This window comes from Flammeovirga pectinis (assembly GCF_003970675.1).
Taxonomy (GTDB): Bacteria; Bacteroidota; Bacteroidia; order Cytophagales; family Flammeovirgaceae; genus Flammeovirga; species Flammeovirga pectinis.
This window is the reverse complement of sequence record NZ_CP034562.1, coordinates 3,639,794-3,662,723: the sequence shown is the minus strand read 5'-3', so window position 1 is coordinate 3,662,723 and position 22,930 is coordinate 3,639,794. Positions and strand designations below refer to the sequence as shown.

13 protein-coding genes and 2 tRNA genes are annotated in these 22,930 nt (G+C 29.4%); 6 read left to right on the top strand and 9 right to left on the bottom strand.

Annotated features, from left to right (window positions below; translation table 11 throughout):
• The first annotated feature begins 241 nt into the window (after positions 1 to 241).
• Positions 242 to 3,331, top strand: a complete 3,090-nt coding sequence (locus EI427_RS14725; RefSeq protein ID WP_170178483.1) for a SpoIIE family protein phosphatase — start codon at positions 242 to 244, stop codon at positions 3,329 to 3,331.
• A gap of 117 nt (positions 3,332 to 3,448) precedes the next feature.
• The gene (locus EI427_RS14720; protein WP_126615968.1) at positions 3,449 to 4,603 is read left to right on the top strand and encodes an O-antigen polymerase; all 1,155 of its coding nucleotides are present in this window, start codon (positions 3,449 to 3,451) and stop codon (positions 4,601 to 4,603) included.
• Here the strand turns inward: EI427_RS14720 and EI427_RS14715 are convergent.
• From EI427_RS14715 to porU2, 3 genes are all read right to left on the bottom strand, one after another.
• Positions 4,571 to 6,625, bottom strand: a complete 2,055-nt coding sequence (locus tag EI427_RS14715) for a hypothetical protein (protein ID WP_126615965.1) — start codon at positions 6,623 to 6,625, stop codon at positions 4,571 to 4,573. The genes EI427_RS14720 and EI427_RS14715 overlap by 33 nt on opposite strands.
• Positions 6,618 to 8,540, bottom strand: a complete 1,923-nt coding sequence (locus EI427_RS14710; protein WP_126615961.1) for a hypothetical protein — start codon at positions 8,538 to 8,540, stop codon at positions 6,618 to 6,620. The genes EI427_RS14715 and EI427_RS14710 overlap by 8 nt, the downstream gene beginning before the upstream one ends.
• A gap of 116 nt (positions 8,541 to 8,656) precedes the next feature.
• Positions 8,657 to 13,912, bottom strand: coding sequence for a putative type IX secretion system sortase PorU2 (porU2, locus tag EI427_RS14705; RefSeq protein ID WP_126615958.1), 5,256 nt, complete (start codon positions 13,910 to 13,912; stop codon positions 8,657 to 8,659).
• 123 nt (positions 13,913 to 14,035) lie between these two features.
• Between porU2 and recG the strand changes: the two genes are divergently transcribed.
• Positions 14,036 to 16,147 carry an ATP-dependent DNA helicase RecG gene (recG, locus tag EI427_RS14700; RefSeq protein ID WP_126615955.1) on the top strand — a complete coding sequence of 704 codons (2,112 nt, stop codon included), beginning with the start codon at positions 14,036 to 14,038 and terminating at the stop codon, positions 16,145 to 16,147.
• A gap of 63 nt (positions 16,148 to 16,210) precedes the next feature.
• Here the strand turns inward: recG and EI427_RS14695 are convergent.
• The 5 genes from EI427_RS14695 to EI427_RS14675 form a co-directional block, all read right to left on the bottom strand.
• Positions 16,211 to 16,295 (bottom strand) — tRNA-Ser (locus tag EI427_RS14695).
• Positions 16,296 to 16,455: 160 nt separating this feature from the next.
• A tRNA-Ser gene (locus tag EI427_RS14690) sits at positions 16,456 to 16,540 on the bottom strand.
• A 75-nt stretch (positions 16,541 to 16,615) separates the two neighbouring features.
• Positions 16,616 to 17,455, bottom strand: coding sequence for a phosphatidate cytidylyltransferase (locus EI427_RS14685; RefSeq protein WP_126615952.1), 840 nt, complete (start codon positions 17,453 to 17,455; stop codon positions 16,616 to 16,618).
• Positions 17,439 to 17,654, bottom strand: a complete 216-nt coding sequence (locus EI427_RS14680; RefSeq protein ID WP_126615950.1) for a putative signal transducing protein — start codon at positions 17,652 to 17,654, stop codon at positions 17,439 to 17,441. Before EI427_RS14680 ends, EI427_RS14685 begins: the two co-directional genes overlap by 17 nt.
• A gap of 5 nt (positions 17,655 to 17,659) precedes the next feature.
• A complete protein-coding gene (locus tag EI427_RS14675) occupies positions 17,660 to 18,580 on the bottom strand; it encodes a CPBP family intramembrane glutamic endopeptidase (protein WP_126615947.1) in 921 nt (306 codons plus the stop codon).
• A 207-nt stretch (positions 18,581 to 18,787) separates the two neighbouring features.
• On the opposite strand from EI427_RS14675, the gene dusB reads away from it, so the two are divergent.
• From dusB to EI427_RS14660, 3 genes are all read left to right on the top strand, one after another.
• The gene (gene dusB, locus EI427_RS14670) at positions 18,788 to 19,780 is read left to right on the top strand and encodes a tRNA dihydrouridine synthase DusB (RefSeq protein WP_126615944.1); all 993 of its coding nucleotides are present in this window, start codon (positions 18,788 to 18,790) and stop codon (positions 19,778 to 19,780) included.
• Positions 19,781 to 20,015: 235 nt separating this feature from the next.
• A complete protein-coding gene (locus tag EI427_RS14665) occupies positions 20,016 to 20,423 on the top strand; it encodes a YHS domain-containing (seleno)protein (protein ID WP_240655310.1) in 408 nt (135 codons plus the stop codon).
• Between the two features lie 260 nt (positions 20,424 to 20,683).
• Positions 20,684 to 21,502: an alpha/beta fold hydrolase gene (locus EI427_RS14660; RefSeq protein ID WP_170178481.1), complete on the top strand. Its 819-nt coding sequence runs from the start codon at positions 20,684 to 20,686 to the stop codon at positions 21,500 to 21,502.
• A 59-nt stretch (positions 21,503 to 21,561) separates the two neighbouring features.
• Here the strand turns inward: EI427_RS14660 and EI427_RS14655 are convergent, their stop codons facing one another.
• Positions 21,562 to 22,635: a Glu/Leu/Phe/Val family dehydrogenase gene (locus EI427_RS14655; RefSeq protein ID WP_126615937.1), complete on the bottom strand. Its 1,074-nt coding sequence runs from the start codon at positions 22,633 to 22,635 to the stop codon at positions 21,562 to 21,564.
• Between the last annotated feature and the right edge of the window lie 295 nt (positions 22,636 to 22,930).

Genomic DNA, 22,930 nt, shown 5'->3' with positions numbered 1-22,930 from the left:
TACTATTTATAATTAAATATTTACTTGGAATGATTATATAATGTTATGTACATTACAGGAATAAGTGTATTTTTCTCGCTAATTCAGTGTTAAATATCCAATTTTTTAAAATTTACTCTATTCGTATTAAGATTTTAGACTAACTCGGCATATGTTTGATAAAAAAATCGCAAAAATATTTTTAGTACTTATTGGGCTACTTTTTTTTACAAATTTATCTTATTCACAGAATGTTAATGAGTTGAAAAAGCAAATTTCAACCATGCCTGATGGAAAACGTAAGGTAGATAAGTTAATTAAACTATCACGTTTAGAACTAGATAGAAGTAATTTCAATTCTATGCAGAAATCTGCAGAATTAGCATTGAAAATATCTGAAAAAGTTGATTATCCTATTGGTAAAGCAGATGCTTTGTTGGTGTATTCAATGATGTACAAATTGAAAAGAGAATTTGATACAGCAATTGAGTATGGAATTAAAGCAGTCAAAATATATGAAGCAGAAAATGATGACATTCCATTGTATAATGCATATGGAGAAATCTGTTTTTTGTATCAAGATTGGGGTGTCTACGACAACGCAATTCAATATGAGCTGAAAGCATTGAAGGTTGCAGAAAGAATGAATGACCTAAAACGCCAAAGTGAAATATGGACGTTATTAGGTAATTCGTACCTTAAATTAAGAAATTATGAGTCTGCGTTAGTTTATTTTAGAAAAAGTGCCGAATACTACAATGAACGATACGTTTTACAGAACAATAAAAACGATTTACAATCTCATAATACTCAGTTAGGTAAGATTGCTTCTATTGAAATGCGTAGAGCAAATTATGAAGAAGCAAAAGAAATTAACTTTCAGATCCTTTCAAATAAAAAAATTCTAGGTGATGAAGAAGGTTCTCATGTACCTTTAAATGATATTGGAGTATGTTTTGAAAAATTAGATAAGCGTTCTGAAGCACTTAAATATTTTCAAAAAGCATTAGCTGTAAATAGAAGGTTTGGTAAGCCTGAATCTCAGAATACAACATTATTGACAAATATTGGTACGCTTTCTAATCAGAACATGCGTTATTCAGAAGCATTAAAAGCTTATGATCAGGTATTAGGAATTCGTATAAAACAAGGTCAACCCGGACCTATTGCTCAAGCTTATTCTTATAAAGCAACTGTATTTTTAGGAAAAGGTAATTACGCAGAAGCAAGAAAGTATTTTGAAAAAAGTTCTCAGTATGCTAAGGAAGCGGGGGATTTTACTCGAATGGAGAAAAACTACCGTCAGATTGCTGATGTGTATGTAAAAACAAATGATTACAAAAGAGCATTCAATACAACTAAACGTTTGATTGCTTTAAAAGATAGTACACTAGCTGTAGAGAGAAGAAAGCTAAAAGAAGTAGCAAATGCTCGTATAACAGCACAGGAAAAAGAAAAAGAGATTGACCTCTTAATAATGGACCGTAAGGTTGCAGAGGCATCAATGAAACGTTTACAAGAAGAAAATGCGCGTAAAGCAAAAGACTTAGAACTTTTACAACAAGATCAATATTTAAAGGAAAGTCAGCTTAGAGAACAAGAATTAGAGCAGAAACAACAGGAGCAAGATTTAATGCTTACTATGAATGCTCTACAAGCTGAAAAATCTTCTAAAGAAATTGACCAGTTAGAGAGAACAAAGAAATTGAATGAGTTACGTCTTCAAGAAAATGAAACAAAGTCGAAACAAAAAGAACAAGAATTAGAGCTTTTAGAGCGTGAACGACAACTTCAAGATAATTTGATTCGTGAGCAAGAAACTTTGAAAAAAGTATTTATTGCAATGTTTATCATGTTATTCATCGTATTAGCAATGATTATTACAGGTTATGTTCAAAACCGTAATAAGAATGTTAAGCTTGCTTCTAAAAACGAAGAAATTTTAGGCCAAAACCTAGAAATTGAAAAACAAAGAGATGAACTTGTTTCAGCAAAAACACAAATAGAAAAAGCATATAGTAACATTCAAGTACTATCAGAGTTTGGTCAGAAAATTACCGCAATTCTGGATCTTGAATCAATTAACTGGACAGCTTATGCTTATGTAAATACTTTAATGGATGCAGCGGTATTTGGTATCGGTATTTATAGAAAGAAATACGAGAAAATTGAATATATCAATTTCTTAGAAAACGGATTAACACTTCCTCTTTTCAGTTATGATATCGAGAAAAAGAATAGCCTATCTGTTCTTAGTTACAAGTCTAGTGAAGAGATTGTAATAAATGATTATGAAAATGAAATTCATAATTTCTTAAGAGAAGAACCTGAGTTTAGAACTTCAGAAGAACCAAAATCATTGGTATATATTCCATTAATTACTGGTGAATCCTTAGGAGTACTTACAGTACAGAGTTATGAAAAGAATGCATATACTCGAAATGAGTTAAACATTTTGAGAACTCTAGCATCTTACGTATCAATTGCCTTGACAAATGCGAATGCATACCAAGAAATTGAAAACCAGAACAAGCACATTACAGATAGTATTAGATATGCTCAAACTATTCAGAGAGCCATTCTTCCATCTAATGCAAAAATCCAGACAGGTTTACTAGAGAACTTTGTATTCTTTAAACCAAAGGATATTGTATCTGGAGATTTCTATTGGTTCTCTAAAATAGATGAACGCAAGGACATGATTGCTGGTTCTAACTTCTCTAAAACAGATGTTACAGAAAGAATATTTGTTGCAGCATTAGACTGTACAGGTCATGGTGTACCAGGTGGATTTATGTCTATGATTGGTAACACATTATTGAATGAGATTATTAATCAGAAGAAAACATACGATCCTGCAAAAATCTTAGACATGCTAAACGAAGGTGTTATTGATGCCCTCCATCAGGAAAATAAAAGTAATGATGACGGTATGGACGTTTGTTTATGTATGATAGAAAGATCACTAACTGGTAATGATAGAGTAGTGTTCTCTGGTGCAAAGAGACCATTGTACATAAAAGAGCCGGGTAATGAACAGTTAATAGAGTACAAAGGTGATAATAAATCTGTAGGTGGTGTTCACCGTCGTAAGTCATCTAAAATTAGCTTCTCTAATACTGTAATTGATGTAGTGAAAGGATCTTCTGTATATCTTACTACAGATGGTCTTCAGGATCAAAATAATAAAGGAGGGCGTAAGTTTGGTAAAGTTCAACTAATAGATATTCTGCAAGCAAATGCAGAAAAGCCAATGTTAGAGCAAAAATCAGCTTTAGAAAAATCTCTAGTAGAGCATATGGGAGAAATTCCTCAACGTGATGATATTACTATTTTAGGGGTAAGACTTTAAAGGTAAATAAATAGATATTAAAAAAAGCGATCAGTTAATGGTCGCTTTTTTAATATAAACCAAAATATTTTAATAAATTTTATATTGCCTTAAGGGTATAAAGTTATTTTTTGATATATGAACTTACTTAAAAAACTCTTTTTAAGTAAAATAAATACTTACTCTATTGTAGGAATAGTATTTATTTTATTGAGTGTCATCTCAATACATAAATATGGGGTTAAAGTTGTGGTGGACTCTGAAAGGTACTTATATTATGTAGAAAACTTTGAATTATTATTTAGAGACAATAATTCAAATTTTTGGTATATTGGTTATATCCTATTTTTAAAAATATCAAAAGGGATTTGTAATAGTAATATTTTTGTAATTTCATTACAGTATTTTATATCCTTTTGTTCGGTTTTTTTACTACTTGAAGTGATTTTAATAATTACTAAAAGCCTTAAAATATCAGCATGTATAGTGATTTTTTATTTGATGAATTTTGAGGTTGTTTATTGGAATTCATATCTCCTATGTGAATCTTTTTATATCTCTTTTATTATATTATTATGTTATTTTTTAACTCAATTTTATTTAAATAATAAAAAAAATAAAACGATTCTTATAAGTTTATTAATAGTAGGAATTTATACGAGTTTAATTAAACCGACGGGAGTAGCAATTTTAATTGTCTTTGTAATTTTTTTAATAAAAAAACATATAAAGTCAAGATTAATCTTATCATTATCGATCTTAATATTCGTAATGATAATTTTCATTTTACTAAATAAAATGTTGTTATCATTTAATGTAGTGTCAGATTATATAAGAGGAGATGTGATTTATTTGATTTCATCATATGAAAATATAATAAATAAATACCCGTATTTAAAAGTAGATAATAATTCTCCATTAATAATACGAAAAGAAACGGTTTCAACTTTTATTGGTATGTTATATTTTATTATTGATAACTTTAGTTTTTGGATAAAATTATTTTTATTAAAAGTTACTTTTTTTTTACTACACGTAAGGCCATATTGGTCAATATCTCATAATATTAATTCGATAATAATATTATTTCCTTTATATATATATTCAATTGTTAATTTTTTTAATTATAAATATGATTTTGATATAAAATTAATATTTATTTCTTATTTCGTTGTTCACCTATTTATAGTTGGATTTACTGTAGCAGATTGGGATGGACGGTTTTTTATGCCAGTATATCCTGTATTATTGATGTATTCATCATTCTATTGGCGATATAGTAGTAATGGTTAGTTCATTAAAAATTAAGGGCTGTTTTCTTTTTTTCTTTATTAAATTAGTTTTTAAAATTTTTTCTATTATGAAAGGTGAATTATAAAAACTTCTTTCAGCATGAAGAAATATGGTATCTATATTATTATTTAATATAAAATTCATATTTAATCGTCCCCATCTGTTACTCATAATATCAAACTTGGTAAAGTCACTAGTTGAACTGATAATACGATCATTTTGGTAAAGTACAAGTTTATCAAATACTAAACTATCTTGTTTGTAATTATAGTTCCATATGCTTAATTTATATTTGGTTTTTGTATTTAATGATTTTACGGGTATTGATGTAATTCTTCCACTAAAGAATTGGTCAATTAATAATCCATCTTTATTATCATTAATTATTTTCATTATACTCTTATTCGTTAACGGATCAAAATAGTCAGCTTTTTGTCTTATTGAATCAAGATTTATTGGATTTTGTAAAAAGTCTTCAATGGAAGAAATATAAAAATTTAATCCTAATTTTTTTATCGGGATATAATTATAATTACGAATATTAGAAAGTAATAATATGGAATCTGTTTTATTTACATAACTAAGTAATGTAGGGTAAACTCCTTTAGCAATCGGGATATAAAATTGTTTTTGTATGTGTTGTTCAACTTCACTGTGTCTAGATAAATAATTGTTTATTGGAGGGATTTCATAGTAATAAGATAGTTGATATTGTATCAAATTTAAGTTGTGTTTTAAATTGAATTTAGTATTTTCTTTAAAATTAGAGGATAAAAATAATGATGCTTTAAAATTATTAGAGATTGAATCTTTAAGATTTTTTTTAGAAAAAATATTTTCTTGAAAATCTGCTTTATTTATTATTTTAATTTGATAATTAATACTTTCAATTAGTCCTAAAAGTAGAATTGGAAATAGTATTTTTTTATTTAAATATTTTTCTCCATAAATAATACTTCCTGAAGTAAAAACGAAATATGAAATCCAACCAAATCTTTGTAAATCTCTTAATTGTTGTAGTTGAGGAACTAAGTCTAAGACTATTTGAAAACGTACTATAATTGATGTGCCATAAATAAAAAAAACTAATCCACTAAGAAAAGCTGCTACAATTGAAGTATTTTTTATTTTTATTTTTTTTAATTGAAGCAATGTAAAAAAAGTTAGAATCCAAAGCCAAATATTTAATTGAAGGTTATCATGGATAGATATATATCTATTGAAAGTAAAGGGGATTATTCTTTTTATGTTAATTAAGTAATCAAATAATGCTGAAGGATGCGGACTTCTCCATAAATTGTCATCGAAATAGTAAACAGTTATTGTATATATGAATGTTGAGATTAGGCCTAATGAAATACCTGTTGATATTATTTTTTTATTGAAGAGTGATAAAAATATAAAATAAAAAATAGTAAACCCAGAGAATAGTGCTCCTACATACCCATGTATATAATAACAAGAGGTGAGAAATATAATTATAATAACATTTTTTTTAGGTGTATTTTTTGAATAATTAAAAATTTGAAATAATAAAAAAGGGAATACACCTATGAAATGTAACCCGAAGTGTAATAAAATTCTACTATTTGAAGGACATCCTAATGCTATTATTAAACTTCCTAATACTGCTATCCAAGGGGTAGTATTTGTATTTCGAAATATTTTATATAAATAGATGTAACTAATAAGGTATATAGATAAAAGATATGTGTGTAATATACCAATACTATATTTGGGATTAAGAATAGATAGTTTAGATAATAAATAATTTGAATAACTTATAAGAGGAATTGAATCTGTATATAATAAAGATTCTCCAAAAGGATAATTTATATTAGAAGTATTACCAAACTTAGAAACAGTCGCAAACAAAAAATAATTTTTTAGGGCATCTCCATCAACATAAAGGAAATGTGAATTAATATTCAAAATTAATTCACAGTAAATAGTTAAAAGAATTATTACAATAAAAAAAAATCCAATATAAAATTCTTTATTATCTTTTATTATTTTAATCATTTTTTAATTTCAATAATTTATCAAGTGAGTCTTTTTCAAATATCATGATATTTTTGAAAATTAAAGGTTGCTTTCTAGCCCTCAATTCAGTAGGTATATCAAATATATAATTATATAAGAAAATATAATTACGGCGTATAGATTTTACATTTAGATGAAGAGGTTTGTTATTTAGTAATTTGAAGTTAATTTTCAATCCACCCCAGTGATTATCCATTATAGAATAACTAGTGAAATTTTTTTGAGATCCAATTAGTTTTTGACCTTGGTATAGTTCAAGTTTATTTAGAATTAAACTATCTTGATGGTAATTATAATTCCAAATCATTAAAGAGTATGTAGTGTTAAGTTTAAGAGAGTGTGTTTTGATATTTAAAATTTTTTGAGTACCTAAATTCTTAATATTAAAAATACTATCAACATAATTTTTTTTTGAATATTTAATAAGAGTATCTTTTTGAATAATATTATCTTGAAAATAGTTTGATGAAACTCTAATGGTTTTAATACCATTAATAAAATTTTTAGGAAAATTTAGATTTTCAATATTACCATGTAAAAGAATTCTATCATTTATAGGGTAATATTTTTGAATAGATTTATTGGAAACTGAAGGTAGAATAAATTGATCATGTATGTTTTTTTCTTCATCACTTCTTCTAGATAAATAATTGTGAATTGTAGGTGTCTTTAAATAATATGCTAATGAATATGTGTCTTGTAAGATTTTTTTATTACAGTCATTTTTATTTGAATATATAGGGAATATGCAGTTAATGTTTAATGATCCTTCAACTGTTTCCTTAGTGTAAGGATTGGAAGTATATGTGAAATCTTTTTGAATATCAGTATGAAATAAAAATGACTCAAGAATACCTAATGTAATTATTAGAATAATTATTCTTGAATTATAGATTTTGCTTAAAATAATAAATATAGATATAGAGAGTAAATAATTAGCTACCCATCCAAATCGTTCTAATGATCTAACCTGTTCTAAAATGGGAAAGACCTTATATAGAAATTCAAACCTTAAAAATATAGATGTACCATACATAATTGATAAAAAACCAATTATAAAAAATGTAATAAGATTTTTATTATTTTTTATGTTGATACTTTTGAATTTTAATAGACAGAGAAATACACTAATCCAGAACCAATAATTTAGAACTACTCTGTAATATGAATGATAATTCGAATCGTAAAATGGAAATAATATTTGTTTAACTGATAGACGAAAATCATACATAAAAAGGGGGTGACTACTCCTCCATAAATTTTGATCATTATTTTTTAGAAGTAAAAGGTAAAATAAGATCACAGCAATTGTTAATAGAAGTCCTATTAGATTTCTTTTTTTAGGTTTAACAATAATAAGTTTAATTATGAAAAATAAGATTGAAATATAGCCCAAGAAGAAACCAGAATAACTATGTATAAGAAAACCGAATAAGATTATCGGTAATAATAAGGTTAAGATAAATGAATTACCTTTTTCTACTTTTATAAGACAATAGATTAATAAAGGTATAAGGATAAGTAAGAAGAAAAGGCCAAAATGTAATGAAATTCTTGAATTACTTGGTAAAATTAAAGTGATTAATATTGAAGCAAATACATTTACCCAATGTTTATTACCTCTTAATTGATTTAAAATTTTGTAAGTTATTGAATAGCTAAAGCCATAAAGTGAAAATAATATATAATGAAGTATTCCAATTGAATAAACACTTTTAATATTAATTATTTTTAAGAAATAGTATAAAATAGAAGAAATAATAGGCATACTATCAGTATAAAGGATAGATTCACCAAAAGGATAATTATTTGCCAATAATTTTGTTTCTGGTCCATACCGAACTATCCATACATAGAAAAAATAATTTTTTAAAGCATCAATTTCTGTACTCAATAAATATGAATTGGGGTTAAAAAGAACCTTATTATATATTATAAACAGTATACAGTATAGTAATATTAAACCAAAAATAAATGTTTTGTTAGATAGCTTAAATTTTAAAGACATTATTATCTTAATAGATATAGTTTACCAATATTTTGCTTAAATAAATTATCACTGCTTGTAGATTTATGTTTAAAATTACCAATGTTTTTTTCAGGGATAATAACTCTATATAAATAAACTCCATTAGCTAATTGATCTCCAAATGTATCTTTGCCATCCCAGGCGTATTCACTTATATTTGTTCCAATTCTTATTGGACCTAATTCATCTTGAAATATTTCTTTAACAACACGGCCTGTAATAGTCATAATCTGAATTTTTATTTGATCGGGTACGTTAATGCCTGTTATCTGAAATACAAATTTAACATTATCAGAAAATGGATTTGGATATGGATAGAAGTTAGTTATTGAAGCTTCAGTATTTATTTCAAAATCTACTTTAAGCTTATTTGCTTTACCATCATTCTTATTATAACCACTGTTATTACCTGTAGGATCAATTCCAGAAATCTCCAATGAATATTGACCTGATTTGAGGTTCTTATTCTCATCTAAAAATATTAAAGGAACGGCGTTTGATAAATTGAATGTAGTAGTAATATGATTACTATTATTAACTCTTTCTATATCTACCCCTGATATATTTAAAGGATATTGTTCACTTTTAGTATCTTTTTCTGAAATAAGAGCAGTTAGTAGCGAAGTGGTATCTCCATTGTTTAAAAATATAAAGTTATCTTCTAAAGAAATATATTGATTATCATCATTAAGACTAATGTTAACTTCAGCATTGGGAGATATTACATCACCATTAATAATTCGTTGGCCATCAAAGAAAATTTCAATTAATGGGTTTGTAGAGTCAGTCGTAATATTTATACTTTCTGTTATAAAATTATTATTGTAATGAATTTCATTAATTTTAAAATCTGCATTAACATTTGTCGAGATTTCACTATCACCATAGAAACTTTTTTCTTGATTAGAATTATTCCAAGTAATTGGAGTAATAGAGATATTACTTTTACCATATGGAGGTATCGAAGCTATATAAAGACTGTCTTTAAAATCTGTAAATTGATTGTTTAAAGGTTTATAATTAATTTCTATTAAAATACTATCTTCAAATGTAACTGGAGAAACATTAAAAAATTCATAGTTATAAGAAAATGGTTCTCCTTGTTGAACTGTTAATTTTTTCAAGTTATCAGTTTTGAGTATAACACCTTCTGGGATAGGAGAATAAGAGACTCTCCAATTTTTTAATTGTGCAGGAATTCTATTATTACTTATATCACTTGTTTCCATTGTTAAGTTGATCATCTGATAATTTTGAATACTTGGTATTGAACTTAAATCAAAACCATTATCAGAAATCTCATGATTTATTATATAAAGTGAATCGTAAGATAATTTACCAGTAATTGGATTTTTAGTAATCCCATTAATCTTCGTTGAAACTATATTATTTTCATTTTTATCATAATTAATCCATAATCTTGAAAATAGTTTAGATGGACCAATAGGTGATGAAGATACTTTACCTTCGTTTATATTTCTTTGAATTTTAAAAGTCTCTTCAATTACTTTGTCTTTTTCATATTTATAATACTGTAAGGGAATATTAGAAGTCATTTTATACCTGCTCCACCCAACAAATGGAACTCCTTCTTTTGTTATTTCTTTTTGCATATCTTCTACATCTAAACCTGCTTCTCTTAAAGCATCTAAGTGCAACTCATATGCATCTCTTTGCGGAGTTCCAACATTAGGTAAATCTTTTTGAAAGTTAAAAGTACCTGCCATTATTGTTAAAACATAGTCACCAGGTTGGATATTTTCCATTTTATATTTAGGATCTATAAATAAAGAATATGGACCATTTCTAGTGATCGGATTTCCATATTTCCCTCTAATATCATCAGTACTAAACCGTACGGCGCCAGGTATTACACCATTTCCACATCTTAAACCATCCCAACTTTCTTTTTGAGCAACTTTAATATTTCCAGAGTATTGATCAAAAACCATAATAATCATTCGATCAGTTCCTGAGCAGCCTCCTATTTCGACATATGTTTCATCATTTAAAGTTACTTCATAAGTATATCCATTTTCATAATCTGCTCCACCAGATTTAACCTCAATAATTGCATCATCAGTTGGGAAACTCCAATTCAAATTACTTTCATAGCCGTTAAGTGTCATATTAGTTAAGACATTATCTTGCATTTGATAAATACTACTTTGCATCCATCCATCAAGAGTATTGTTTTTAATTTTAGTAAATGAGATAGTATCCCAAATTTTATTTGAATTATTGTCATTAATAATACTTGACCTTAGGTAGTAAACTGTAGTGTCATTTACATTATTTAGAGGGATTTCCCATTTAAAAAGTTGAGAGCTAGAGACCGTTTCTTCAAAAATTATTGAATTAAACTCACTATCATTGGCTATTTGAAATGATACATTTTTATTGATTTTATCAATACTATAATCGTATGCATAAATTTGGATTTGATTTTGATAAACAACTGACTGATTTTGAGGATAAATTATTTCAACTTTATTCTGGTAAAAATAAGTATTGATAATTACAGTGTTATTCTCAAGGTTTATTTCATCAATTGTACTAATCACATGTCCTTGGTCGTCGATAGAGTCTCCCAATGTTACGATGATTTCATTATTTCCACTACCATATTCCTTATCTTCATTACTATTTAATACATTTAAAATTGTATGATTAGAATTATAGGGAGCATTAAAAGGTAATTTTGTTACAGTGTTTTCCCTAGAAATAATACCATTTGAATATCTTCTTGTAATTTCAACATATAAATCTTGGTTTGGTATTGCAATGCCAAAATTATAAATATCGATATTCAAATTATAGAAATCATCACTGGTATTTAACTCATTATTCTGAGGTATTATGGTAATTGTATTTTGATTTAATGCAAAATCAGGCTTATTCGGAGAGATTTTAATTAAGGGATCTCCTTGGATTGCAAATTGTTCAACAGTAGAGAGTTTTAATCCATTTGTTATATTATTTAAATAATCTCTAAATGAGTTGAGTATATGAATACCAATACTAGCTCCAATACTATCTTGGAATGTGCTTGTGTAGAAATTATTTGCAAGATATTTTAACTCATCTGCATCTCCAGTACCAGATTTTGCCATAAAACCTATAGCGCCTTTATTCGGAGTTTCAATCCAATCTTCTCCCCATGATTTTTTTTCTTCAAAAAGGTTTCCGCCTCCGCACCCATTCATTAAAACAAAAGGATATTTACCTTTATTATTGTAATTACTTGCAGGACCAATGTCAATATCAGCTGCAGAAGCAGAGGAGTGTCCATAGAATGTCATTAAAGTAATACCTTGATCAACAATATCAGATACATCAAGAATTTCGATAACACCATCTTCAGTTCTACTTTTTGTTTCAACAATCCCTCCTTCTAAAGTATCAATAAAAATACTAGAGAATCCATCTATAACTTCTCTAAATTTTTGTTGTTGTACTGCATCACTACCGCCACTAAGATGTAGAGCTTTCTTTCTCCATAAAGCATCAAAATCTAATTGATCATGTTCTTTGACCTTGTTAAGATAATCTGTTATGTTCGATGAAGAAATTGCTGCAATTCGGCCAACTGAAACTTCTCCTATTATTTCAGAATTAAAATACATTGAATAAGCATTATCAGAAGCAGGGTATCCGAAAGAAGGTATATAATGATATGCTGTAGGGTTTTCTGGAGAAAATTCGGGAGGCTTTTCATAAGGATCTGAGTCTAGGTCTAATCCTTTACCAAGAAGTAGTACATATTTTAAGTTATTATCTTTCAAAAGGTCAATTGTATTTCTTATTGCTAAAGGTGTATATTCACCCCAAGAAAACGTATTATAAAGTTTATTAATTTCGGCTGTATATACATTGTTGCTACCACCAGTTGGTGACTTTCTGTAATTGGCATAAGAAGTTACAGCTTCGTCTTTCATTAATTCTTGATGTGAGATAATCAAGTAATTATAATTTAAAGTAGTATTAGTAAAATCAAATTGTGCTTTAACTAAATTACTTACTGATTTTGAAGAAGCACTAAAATATATTTCAGTTTTATCAGTGTTTGATGCTATAATACATTCATATTTACTACTAGCATTATTTTTTGAATATCTACGTGGAGAATATGGATTATTTATGTTATAAAAATTACTTGAATTACTTGATGGAGCAGCAATTTTCCTTTTTATACCTGACTTCAAAAAGAATTTTTTATCAGTGTTTTTTATTGACAAATGTACTTGAGGGTATGTAAGAGCAAAATACATCACTCCTAGTTGATTTATATGTGCTGTTCTTGTTTCATTAGGATTGTCATTATCATCTTTAAGTTCGATTATGATACGAGAGTTTACATCGTCAATTTCTGTTTCATTTATTTTTATGAAAAATTTTGGACTAGCTTTATATTTTTCAACTAATTCTTCTTCTTCTTCCTTATTACCAATTTTTATTATTAATCTAGCACTTCTATAAGAAAAATTTATAATTCTAGTTTCTAGAGTAACAGATGACTTTAAAACATAGTTATTTAAATCTAATTGAAACTTTACTAACCCTTTTTTATATTCTGTATCATAAGTACTCCAAGATCTAACATCTTCAAATGTAGATTGAAAATGGACTCTATTTGTATAATTTTTATCAACTGCTTCTCCTTGACTAAAAGATGTTCTTAAATCAAAATTACCACTAGGATCATTAGCATCTTTTTTAATATAAGTTTCAGTATACCAATGTTCAGTAACTAAACTAGCACCGCTAGGATCTGGATTTAAGGTTTCTATTCTTTTAGGTGGTGTACTGATATTAACCACATCAATACTAAGAAAATAAACGGCAGTTTTAGAATATATAGGCTGATATGGATTGTATAATTCAGTAGTGTCTCTAAATAAATAGCGGTCGGTTTCACCATCATTTGGCTCCCCATAAAACTCAATATAATCACCGGTATCAAAACTACCGTCAGATTCTCCTTCAATATGAATTGCAATTTCTTCTCCTCTTCTAAACATTCTAAAGTTTTGAGGGTTCTGAGAAGTTACTTCGCTACCCAATTCAGAATAGGTGAGTCTATAAATACCATTATCCCTTACTTCCATTCTATAAAAACGCTTGCCATTAACAAGGTTTCTCCATGCATTTACTTTCTCCATTTGAGTCTGTTGACCAAAGGTGAAATTTGGAAGAAAAAGAAGAATTATATATATAAAGAGTACGAAAAATCGCATATGATAAGTTCGAATAATGAGTTAATTAAAAAGCCTATATCTAAAATTAATAGAATCTGACAATAATACACTAATTTCGTAGTGTAGACCGTATATTTTTACCAAAAAAATTAGGCCAATCAAGTGAATAATATTTTTGATACTAAAATTGAGTTTTTAAAAGGAGTTGGAGCTGTTCGTGCAGAAATTCTAAATAAGGAGCTAGGAGTATATACTTTTGGAGATTTATTAGAGCAATACCCTTTCCGTCATGAAGATAGAACTCATTTTTATAAAATTAATGAGGTTGTAAGTGATACAGCTTATGTTCAGATGATTGGCCGTCTGACATTTGTAAATTCTATTGGTGAAGGTAGAAGTAAACGTTTGGTGGCTACATTTTCTGATGAAACCGGAGAAATGGAATTTGTTTGGTTCAGAGGAGCAAAGTGGGTAGAGAAATCACTGAAAGTTGGAATGTGGTATATAGCTTATGGCAAACCACAACGATATGGTTTTAAATTTTCCATTTCGCATCCAGAATTAGATGAATATGATCCAAATACAGCTACACCTCAGGCAACATCTGGAGGACTAGCTCCTGTCTATCACACTTCAGAAAAAATGAAGACAAAGAAAGTGGATAGTAGGGTATTAGCTAAATTGACAAGAACACTTTTAGAAAAAGTCTATCATACTATTTCAGAGACTTTACCCGAGTATTTGATAAAGGAGCATAATTTAATCTCAAAAGGGTTGGCAGTAGCATGGACTCATTTTCCTAAAAATGCTGAAACACTTGACCAAGCAAAGAAAAGATTAAAATTTGAAGAGTTATTTTACCTTCAATTAAAAATTATTGCTTCTAAAGTAGGGAAGAGAACAGATAAATATAGAGGTCAAATATTCACAATAATTCCCACCTTTAATGATTTCTTTAATAATCACCTTCCTTTTGATTTAACTGGCGCGCAAAAAAGAGTAATAAGAGAAATCTACAATGATATGCGAAGTGGCTATCAGATGAATAGATTATTACAAGGCGATGTAGGTAGTGGTAAAACTATAGTGGCATTTATGTGTATGCTTATGGCTCTTGATAATGATGCTCAGTCTGCATTAATGGCTCCAACAGAAATTCTAGCACAGCAGCATTATAATGGTTTAAAAGAGTTTGCAGATGCAATGGGTGTAACAATTGAGCTGTTAACTGGATCATCAAAAACAAAAACCAGAAGGAGAATTGACGAAACACTTAGAGATGGCTCATTAAAGATAATTGTGGGAACACATGCACTTATTGAGGATAAAGTAGATTTTTATAATTTAGGTTTATGTGTAATAGATGAACAGCATCGTTTTGGAGTTGCTCAACGTGCTGCTTTATGGAAAAAGAGCAGTAAAGCAAAGCCGCATATGTTGGTTATGACTGCAACACCAATTCCAAGAACTTTGGCTATGACTGTTTATGGTGATTTGGAGGTATCTGTTATAGATGAATTACCTGCAGGTAGAAAGCCAATTATCACATGGCATAAATTTGAAAAAGGAAGGTTACGTGTCTTTGGTTTCTTAAAAGAACAAGTTGAATTAGGTAGACAAGTCTACATTGTGTATCCTTTAATTGAAGAATCTGAAACACTCGATTATCAAAATTTAATGTCTGGGTACGAAAGTGTTACAAGGGCTTTTCCTGATTATAAAGTAAGTGTAGTTCATGGTAGAATGAAGGCAGCGGATAAGGACGCCGAAATGCAACGATTTGCTGAAGGAAAAACAGAAATTATGGTAGCAACAACTGTAATTGAAGTTGGTGTTAATATCCCTAATTCTACTGTGATGATAATTGAAAATGCAGAGAAATTTGGATTAGCACAACTTCATCAGCTTAGAGGTAGAGTTGGTAGAGGTGGAGAGCAGTCTTATTGTATTCTTATGACAGGTGATAAGCTATCTAAAGATGGTAAAGTAAGAATTAAAACAATGGTAGATACTACTGATGGTTTTAAAATTGCTGATGCTGATCTAAAACTTCGTGGACCAGGTGATATTGAAGGAACACAACAAAGTGGTATTCTTGATTTAAGGCATGCTGATATTGGAGCAGATGCTGCTTTATTACAAGAGGTAAGAGGTATTGCAGAAAAAATACTTGATGAGGATCCTGATTTGCAGAAAGAAGAAAATCAATTGATAAAACATCAACAGAGTTTATTAGTGAAAAAGTCTTCTACAAATTGGAGTAGGATAAGCTAAAGTAAATCAGAATAATTATATAAAAAGAAAGGCATCAGATATTAATATTTGATGCCTTTTCAGCAGAGAGTGAGGGATTCGAACCCCCGGTACCTCGCGGTACAATAGTTTTCAAGACTACCGCATTCGACCACTCTGCCAACTCTCTAGGTATTATCTTTTTGTGATAACGGGTGCAAATATGTGCGTATTTTTTGTAACTACCAAATATTTAAAGGAGAATTATTCTAAAAATATATTAAAATTACTTCTTAGAATAATTATATAAAAAGAAAGGCATCAAATATTAATATTTGATGCCTTTTCAGCAGAGAGTGAGGGATTCGAACCCCCGGTACCTCGCGGTACAATAGTTTTCAAGACTACCGCATTCGACCACTCTGCCAACTCTCTAGGTGCTATCTTTTTCTGATAGCGGGTGCAAATATGTAGGTAATTTATATAACTACCAAATATTTGATTCTTTTTTTAAAGATTTGGAGGGAATATTTTCAAAAAAGCTGCAATAAATGGAGCTGATAATAATAATCCATCAAATCTATCTAAGAAACCACCATGTCCAGGAAGTGTAGTTCCAGAATCTTTAATACTCATACTTCTCTTAAAAAGAGATTCGACCAAATCGCCATAAGTACCTGTAACTACAATAATGATAGCAATAGTTACCCATCTCCATGCTTCTAAAGAAGTATAAAAATGCGAGAATATTAAACTAACTGTTACTGCAAGTGCAGCTCCTCCAATACTACCTTCCCAAGTTTTCTTTGGAGAAATACGCTCAAATAACTTTCTACGACCAAATGTTTTTCCAGAAAAATAAGCTCCAGAATCATTTGCCCATAAAATAAGCATAGCTCCAATTAAAATTTCGTAGTGATATTTAGTATCAAAAAATACATAAGCATGTATTAATGAAAACGGAACAGCAACATACATCACTCCTAAAAATGTATAAGCTAAATTCTTAAAAGGTAATTTATCACCCTTACTGTATAGCTTTATAAGATATGCAGAAGAGAACCCTACAAATACCAGATACATCCATCGGGATGATATCATATCTAATTCAATAAAGAATGTAAGGCAGTAAATAAGGATACCTAAAAGTGTTCCATAAGTTCTTAAAGGTAAGTGTTCCTCTAATCTGAGTAGCTTGTAAAATTCTAACATTGTAGCTACACTAATTACGAGGAATAAGCCAAAGTAAGTCCAAGCACCAAAATAGATGGCCCCTATCATTCCTACTCCGCCTAAAAATCCGACAATAACTCTTTGCGTTAATTCGGAGCGATTATTCAAATTGAACATCTTGCTTAATTATTAATGTTGCTTGCTCAGCAACTGATTTATCAACATAGACCTCTCTATAACCAAAAGCATTATAGGAAGAGTCTCTTTTGTCTAAAACAACGGCATTAATGCCTCTTTCATTTAAAGTTTCTTTTACGATTTCAGCTTGGTATAACTGATCGCTTGCAAATACTTTTTCCCAATTAGATTGTGCCATAGTTCTCAATTTAGTGAATTATCTCTTTTGTCCAAATAGAGTTTTCTGTAATACATTAACAGAGCTACTGCAAAAATACCGCTTATAACAACTATATACCATTCTGGTGCTTCAGCATCAAAAGGATTAGCCATTTCTTCTAACAACTCTTCTTTATTAAAATAAACACCAATAACTGTAAGTGCGTTATTTGTAATGTGGGCTATAATGGAAGGGTATAAACTTCTTCCTGACCACAAAAATAAGTATCCTAGCAAGACTCCCAAGAACATTCTTACAAAGAAACCATAAAATTGCATATGAATAGCAGAAAAAATGATTGCAGTAAGCCATATTCCCACATGAACATTCTTAAATATACCTTCTAAGTATCTTTGTAAAAAACCTCTAAATACTAATTCTTCACCAATTCCAGCAAAAACAGCAATTACAATTAGACCTAATAAAAACTCTCCAGTAGATTGAAAATCGACTAAGAACACAGTTAATTGAGCTAATTGAATTTCTTTGGCTTTAAAACTAGCTTCTAGTGTTGCTAAGCTTGATGGGAAATCAATATGTTGATTCCAAACTAATAAAGCAGATCCAAGAGGTAAGAATGCTACGATTACAAATATTGCAATTACCCATTGTCTTTTATCTGCTACTAAAGTACTTCTAAGTGTATTTAGTAATGCTTTATCATACCAAAAACCATAAGCTATTGGCCCTAGAATAAAAGTGAAAAGTGCAGATATCCCCTGAACTATTAACATGATAGTTCTATTATCTTGTGCAGTTATACTACTAAATATTGAATTTACATCAAAATCGAATATTGGAAGTAAAACAGCCACTACAACTGCTTGCCCAATAAATGTAAAGGCAATGATAAATAAGATCAGAAAAAGAAATTTTTTAAAATAATTGAACGGATCTTGATTCATTTTTATGGTCTATTATGTAATTATTATAAATTTGCAATTCTAACTGTAAGGATGCATTTCCTAATAGTTGTTACAAAACATACTCATAATTAGGAAATTATGAACCGAAATGGTTTATAGGGAGTTTCCTAATATGTAGCAAAGATACTTTTTTATATAAGAGTAAAAACTACATATTTTGCTAAACATTTAAAATGCTTTAATCAAGTGGTAAAAATAGGTGATTTAGAGGTCAAAGATTTTCCTTTATTATTGGCTCCAATGGAAGACGTTAGTGATCCTCCATTTAGAGCTGTCTGTAAGGAAAACGGGGCTGATTTAATGTACACAGAATTTATTTCTGCTGAGGGGTTGATACGTGATGCTGCTAAAAGCAGAATGAAATTAGATATATATGATTACGAACGTCCTATTGGTATTCAAATTTTTGGAGAAAAGATAGACTCTATGCGTCATGCAGCAGCGATTGCTGAAGAAGCTAACCCAGAAATTATTGATATTAATTATGGCTGTCCTGTTAAAAAGGTAGCAGGTAGAGGTGCTGGTGCTGGTATTTTATTAGACATTGATAAAATGCAAAGCATGACCGAAGAAATTGTAAAGCAAGTCGAAAAGCCCGTAACAGTTAAAACTCGTTTAGGGTGGGATGATAGTACAATCCGTATTGTTGAAGTAGCAAAACGTTTACAAGACGTTGGGGTTAAGGCTTTAACAATTCATGGTCGTACTCGTGAACAAATGTATAAAGGAGTTGCAGATTGGACAAAAATAGCGGAGGTTAAAAACCATCCAGATATTCATATTCCAATTTTTGGCAATGGTGATATTGATTCTCCTCAAAAAGCTTTAGAATACAAAGAAAAGTACGAGGTAGATGGTATAATGATTGGCCGTGCTGCAATTGGTTATCCTTGGATTTTTAGAGAAGTAAAACACTTTATGGAAACAGGTGAAATTCTTGCTCCTCCTACAATGGAAGAAAGAATTAAAACTGTTAAACGCCATTTAAATTTTTCTGTAGAATGGAAAGGAGATAAAACAGGAATCTTTGAAATGCGTAGACACTATACTACCTATTTTAAAGGTATAACTCATTTTAAGCCTTTTAGAATGCGTTTGGTAGAAGCAATGGATCAGGATGAGGTATTAAATATTTTAACTGACGTTGAAGAGGCTTTCGAAAAAGAAATTATTCTTTAATACTGGTTAAGCTATAAAAATAGATTAAATCCAACAGTTTAGTTTTAAGCTGTTGGATTTTTCATGTTGATAACTTTTTGTTCTTAAATTGAGTATACTTAATAAATCAAAAAGTTATCAACAATTATGTTGGTTAAACCTTTCTGATAAGGAATTTATACCACCTTACACCTAAATTATTAACTTGATGCAACTCAAATCTTATTTTTTCATTCTCTTTCTATTCACTTCATTAGTGAGTTATTCACAATCATCAAAAGAATTCAACATTGATAAAAATAATGTAGCCGTAGGAGGTTACGATGTTATTAGCTATACCGAAGGTAACGTTGAAGAAGGATCTAAAGAGTATACATCCTCTTTTCAAGGAGTTGATTATTATTTTACATCCAAAGAACATGCTGATAAATTTTTATCTCAACCCCAAAAATACATCCCAGCTTATGGTGGTTGGTGTGCTTATGCTATGGCAGATAAAGGAGAAAAAGTAGATGTTAATTATGAAACCTATGTAATTCAGAATGGAAGATTAATGTTATTTTACAATAAATTTTTTTCAAATACTTATGAAGATTGGCAGGAGGAAGGACCTGATAAATTAGAAAAAGTAGCTGATAAAAATTGGTTGAAAATTATAAATTAATACTATCATTAATTGCCTTTTAAAAAAATAGAGCTATTCAGTTTTTTAATTAAGAAAGAAGATTTCAATGTGAAACAGGCTTTCTTTTTTATTTAAATCAATTTGTAATTAAACGAAAGCCATTAATTTATAGTTATGATCCGAATAGATGTAAATAGGCCTGTCCTTCACATCATTTCTATTTTCTATTTATTATGAAAGGGATCGTATTAATTATAAGTATACTAGTATTTCTATTTAGTTGTGAAAATGAAACAGATATGGAAAAAATATATAAAACGGTAAATATTGATGGAGATGAAATTTCTTATTTTAGAATAGGAAAAGGAGAACCATTATTGCTACTACACGGGGCTTTAGCAGATAATAGAATGTGGAATACGCATAGCGAGATACTATCAAAACATTTTGATGTTATTGTTCCTACTCAGCGTCATTTTGGAAAAAATGGACCATCTGATAAGCCTTTTGGGATAGAAACTCATACATCAGATATTCTAAAATTATTAGAAGAATTAGAGATCGAATCTATACACGTAGTTGCTTGGTCTTATGGTGCTGATATTGCATTAAATTTAGCAACAAAAGTACCTAATAAACTCACTTCTTTGTATGTATACGAACCTGGTTACCCCGGTTGTTTAGATGATGATGAGATGAAAACATTTGGTACAGATGCAAATGAAATGTTTGGACCTATATTTTATGCAGTACAAGAACAAAAATTAGACGAAGCAGTAGAATTATTAATTGATGGTTCAGGAAATAGCAAAGGTTATTTTCAACAACAAAGCAAACAATTAAGAAAAGAACAATTAGAAAATAAAAATTCTTTGCCATTACAGCTCTCTCAAATTGAACAGCCTAATTTAAATAAAGAAGCTCTATTTCAAATAACTACTAGAAGTTGTGTTGCTTACGGAGAGTATACAAGAGATTTATTTAAAGTTGTATCTCAGTCTGTATATTCAAATTTACAGAATAGTGCTATAAATGAAGTTAGAAATGCAACGCATATGTACCCTATGGAGAAACCTATTGAGTTTTCAGAAAGAGTAAGATTTTTTATTCAGAAATAATGAAGGCATCCCTTTTGAGGATGCCTTGCTAGTTTATATGATAACCTGCGAATTGGTAATTAATATGTGCTCTTTATAGCCGCAACCTGATCAATTCTTTGCTGTGCAATATCGATCGCTACTTGTTGCGTATTGATGTTTTGGGCAGCAGACTGCTCAAATACCTTCAATGTTTGGTCGTAAACAAACTCACATTTGTTCCAAGACCAATCTTTTGATGTTTTAATTACTTCTGCATAAACATTAATTACACCGCCAGAATTTATTAAAAAATCTGGAGCATAAAGAATACCTTTTTGCATAGCTAAATCACCATGTATTTTTTCATTGGCTAACTGGTTGTTTGCACAACCTGCAATGATAGAACATTTTAAGCGTTCTAAAGTCTCATTATTTACAGTGGCACCTAAAGCACAAGGAGAGTAAATATCTACATCAAGGTCATAAATTTCGTCTAAAGAAACTCCCTTAATGCCATATTTATTCACCACATCTTTAACGCGGTCTTCGTAGAAATCTGATACATATATTTCACAACCCTCTTTTACAAGATGTTGGATTATATATTCACCTACATGACCAGCACCTTGGATAGAAACCTTTTTACCTGCTAAGCTATCCGTTCCAAATTGCTTTTTGGCAGCAGCTTTCATACCCATATATGTTGTATAAGCAGTAAATGGAGATGGATCACCTAAACCTCCACGAGTTTCAGGCATTCCGCTCACATAAGAAGTTTCAGCAGCAATATGTTCCATATCGTTTGCATTCATTCCTACATCTTCTGCTGTAATATATTTTCCATTTAAATTTTTCAAGAAACGACCATAAGCTCTAAGCATTCCCTCAGACTTGTGCTTTCTTGCATCACCAATAATTACAGCTTTTCCTCCACCAAGATTTAAACCTGCGATAGAGTTTTTAAAAGTCATACCTCTAGATAATCTTAAAGCATCATTGGTGGCTTGTGCTTCATTTTCATACATCCACATTCTTGTACCACCAAGGGCAGGTCCGAGAACTGTATTATGAATAGCTATAATAGCTTTTAATCCTGTTGATTTTTCATGGCAATAAACCACTTGCTCATGTCCCATGCCAGAGACCTCTTCGAATATTGAGATATCTTCCATTTATTTACTGTTAATTGATTAATCTTAGATCTCTAGATTTTTGTGTGAGGCAATTTACATTTTCAAATAAGGAAAACAATATTGATTGTAGCGAATCAAATTGTGATAAATTGCAAAATATTATACTTATTTGTTGAGAATTTGCAATTTTTGTAATCGATTCTATTAAACTTCTATAAGAATATCAAAATATTCTATTGATTTACTAAAAAATATTTTTTTGCGTAAAAAATGCATTTAATTACGATTTCTAAGTTTTTGATAACATTGTAAGTATATAATTGTTACAATGATT

Coding starts and splice junctions, on each gene's coding strand:
- EI427_RS14715 (WP_126615965.1), bottom strand. CDS start 6,625: ATGATTAAAATAATAAAAGATAATAAAGAATTTTATATTGGATTTTTT.
- EI427_RS14685 (WP_126615952.1), bottom strand. CDS start 17,455: ATGTTCAATTTGAATAATCGCTCCGAATTAACGCAAAGAGTTATTGTC.
- EI427_RS14680 (WP_126615950.1), bottom strand. CDS start 17,654: ATGGCACAATCTAATTGGGAAAAAGTATTTGCAAGCGATCAGTTATAC.
- porU2 (WP_126615958.1), bottom strand. CDS start 13,912: ATGCGATTTTTCGTACTCTTTATATATATAATTCTTCTTTTTCTTCCA.
- EI427_RS14655 (WP_126615937.1), bottom strand. CDS start 22,635: ATGGAAGATATCTCAATATTCGAAGAGGTCTCTGGCATGGGACATGAG.
- EI427_RS14720 (WP_126615968.1), top strand. CDS start 3,449: ATGAACTTACTTAAAAAACTCTTTTTAAGTAAAATAAATACTTACTCT.
- EI427_RS14660 (WP_170178481.1), top strand. CDS start 20,684: ATGGAAAAAATATATAAAACGGTAAATATTGATGGAGATGAAATTTCT.
- EI427_RS14675 (WP_126615947.1), bottom strand. CDS start 18,580: ATGAATCAAGATCCGTTCAATTATTTTAAAAAATTTCTTTTTCTGATC.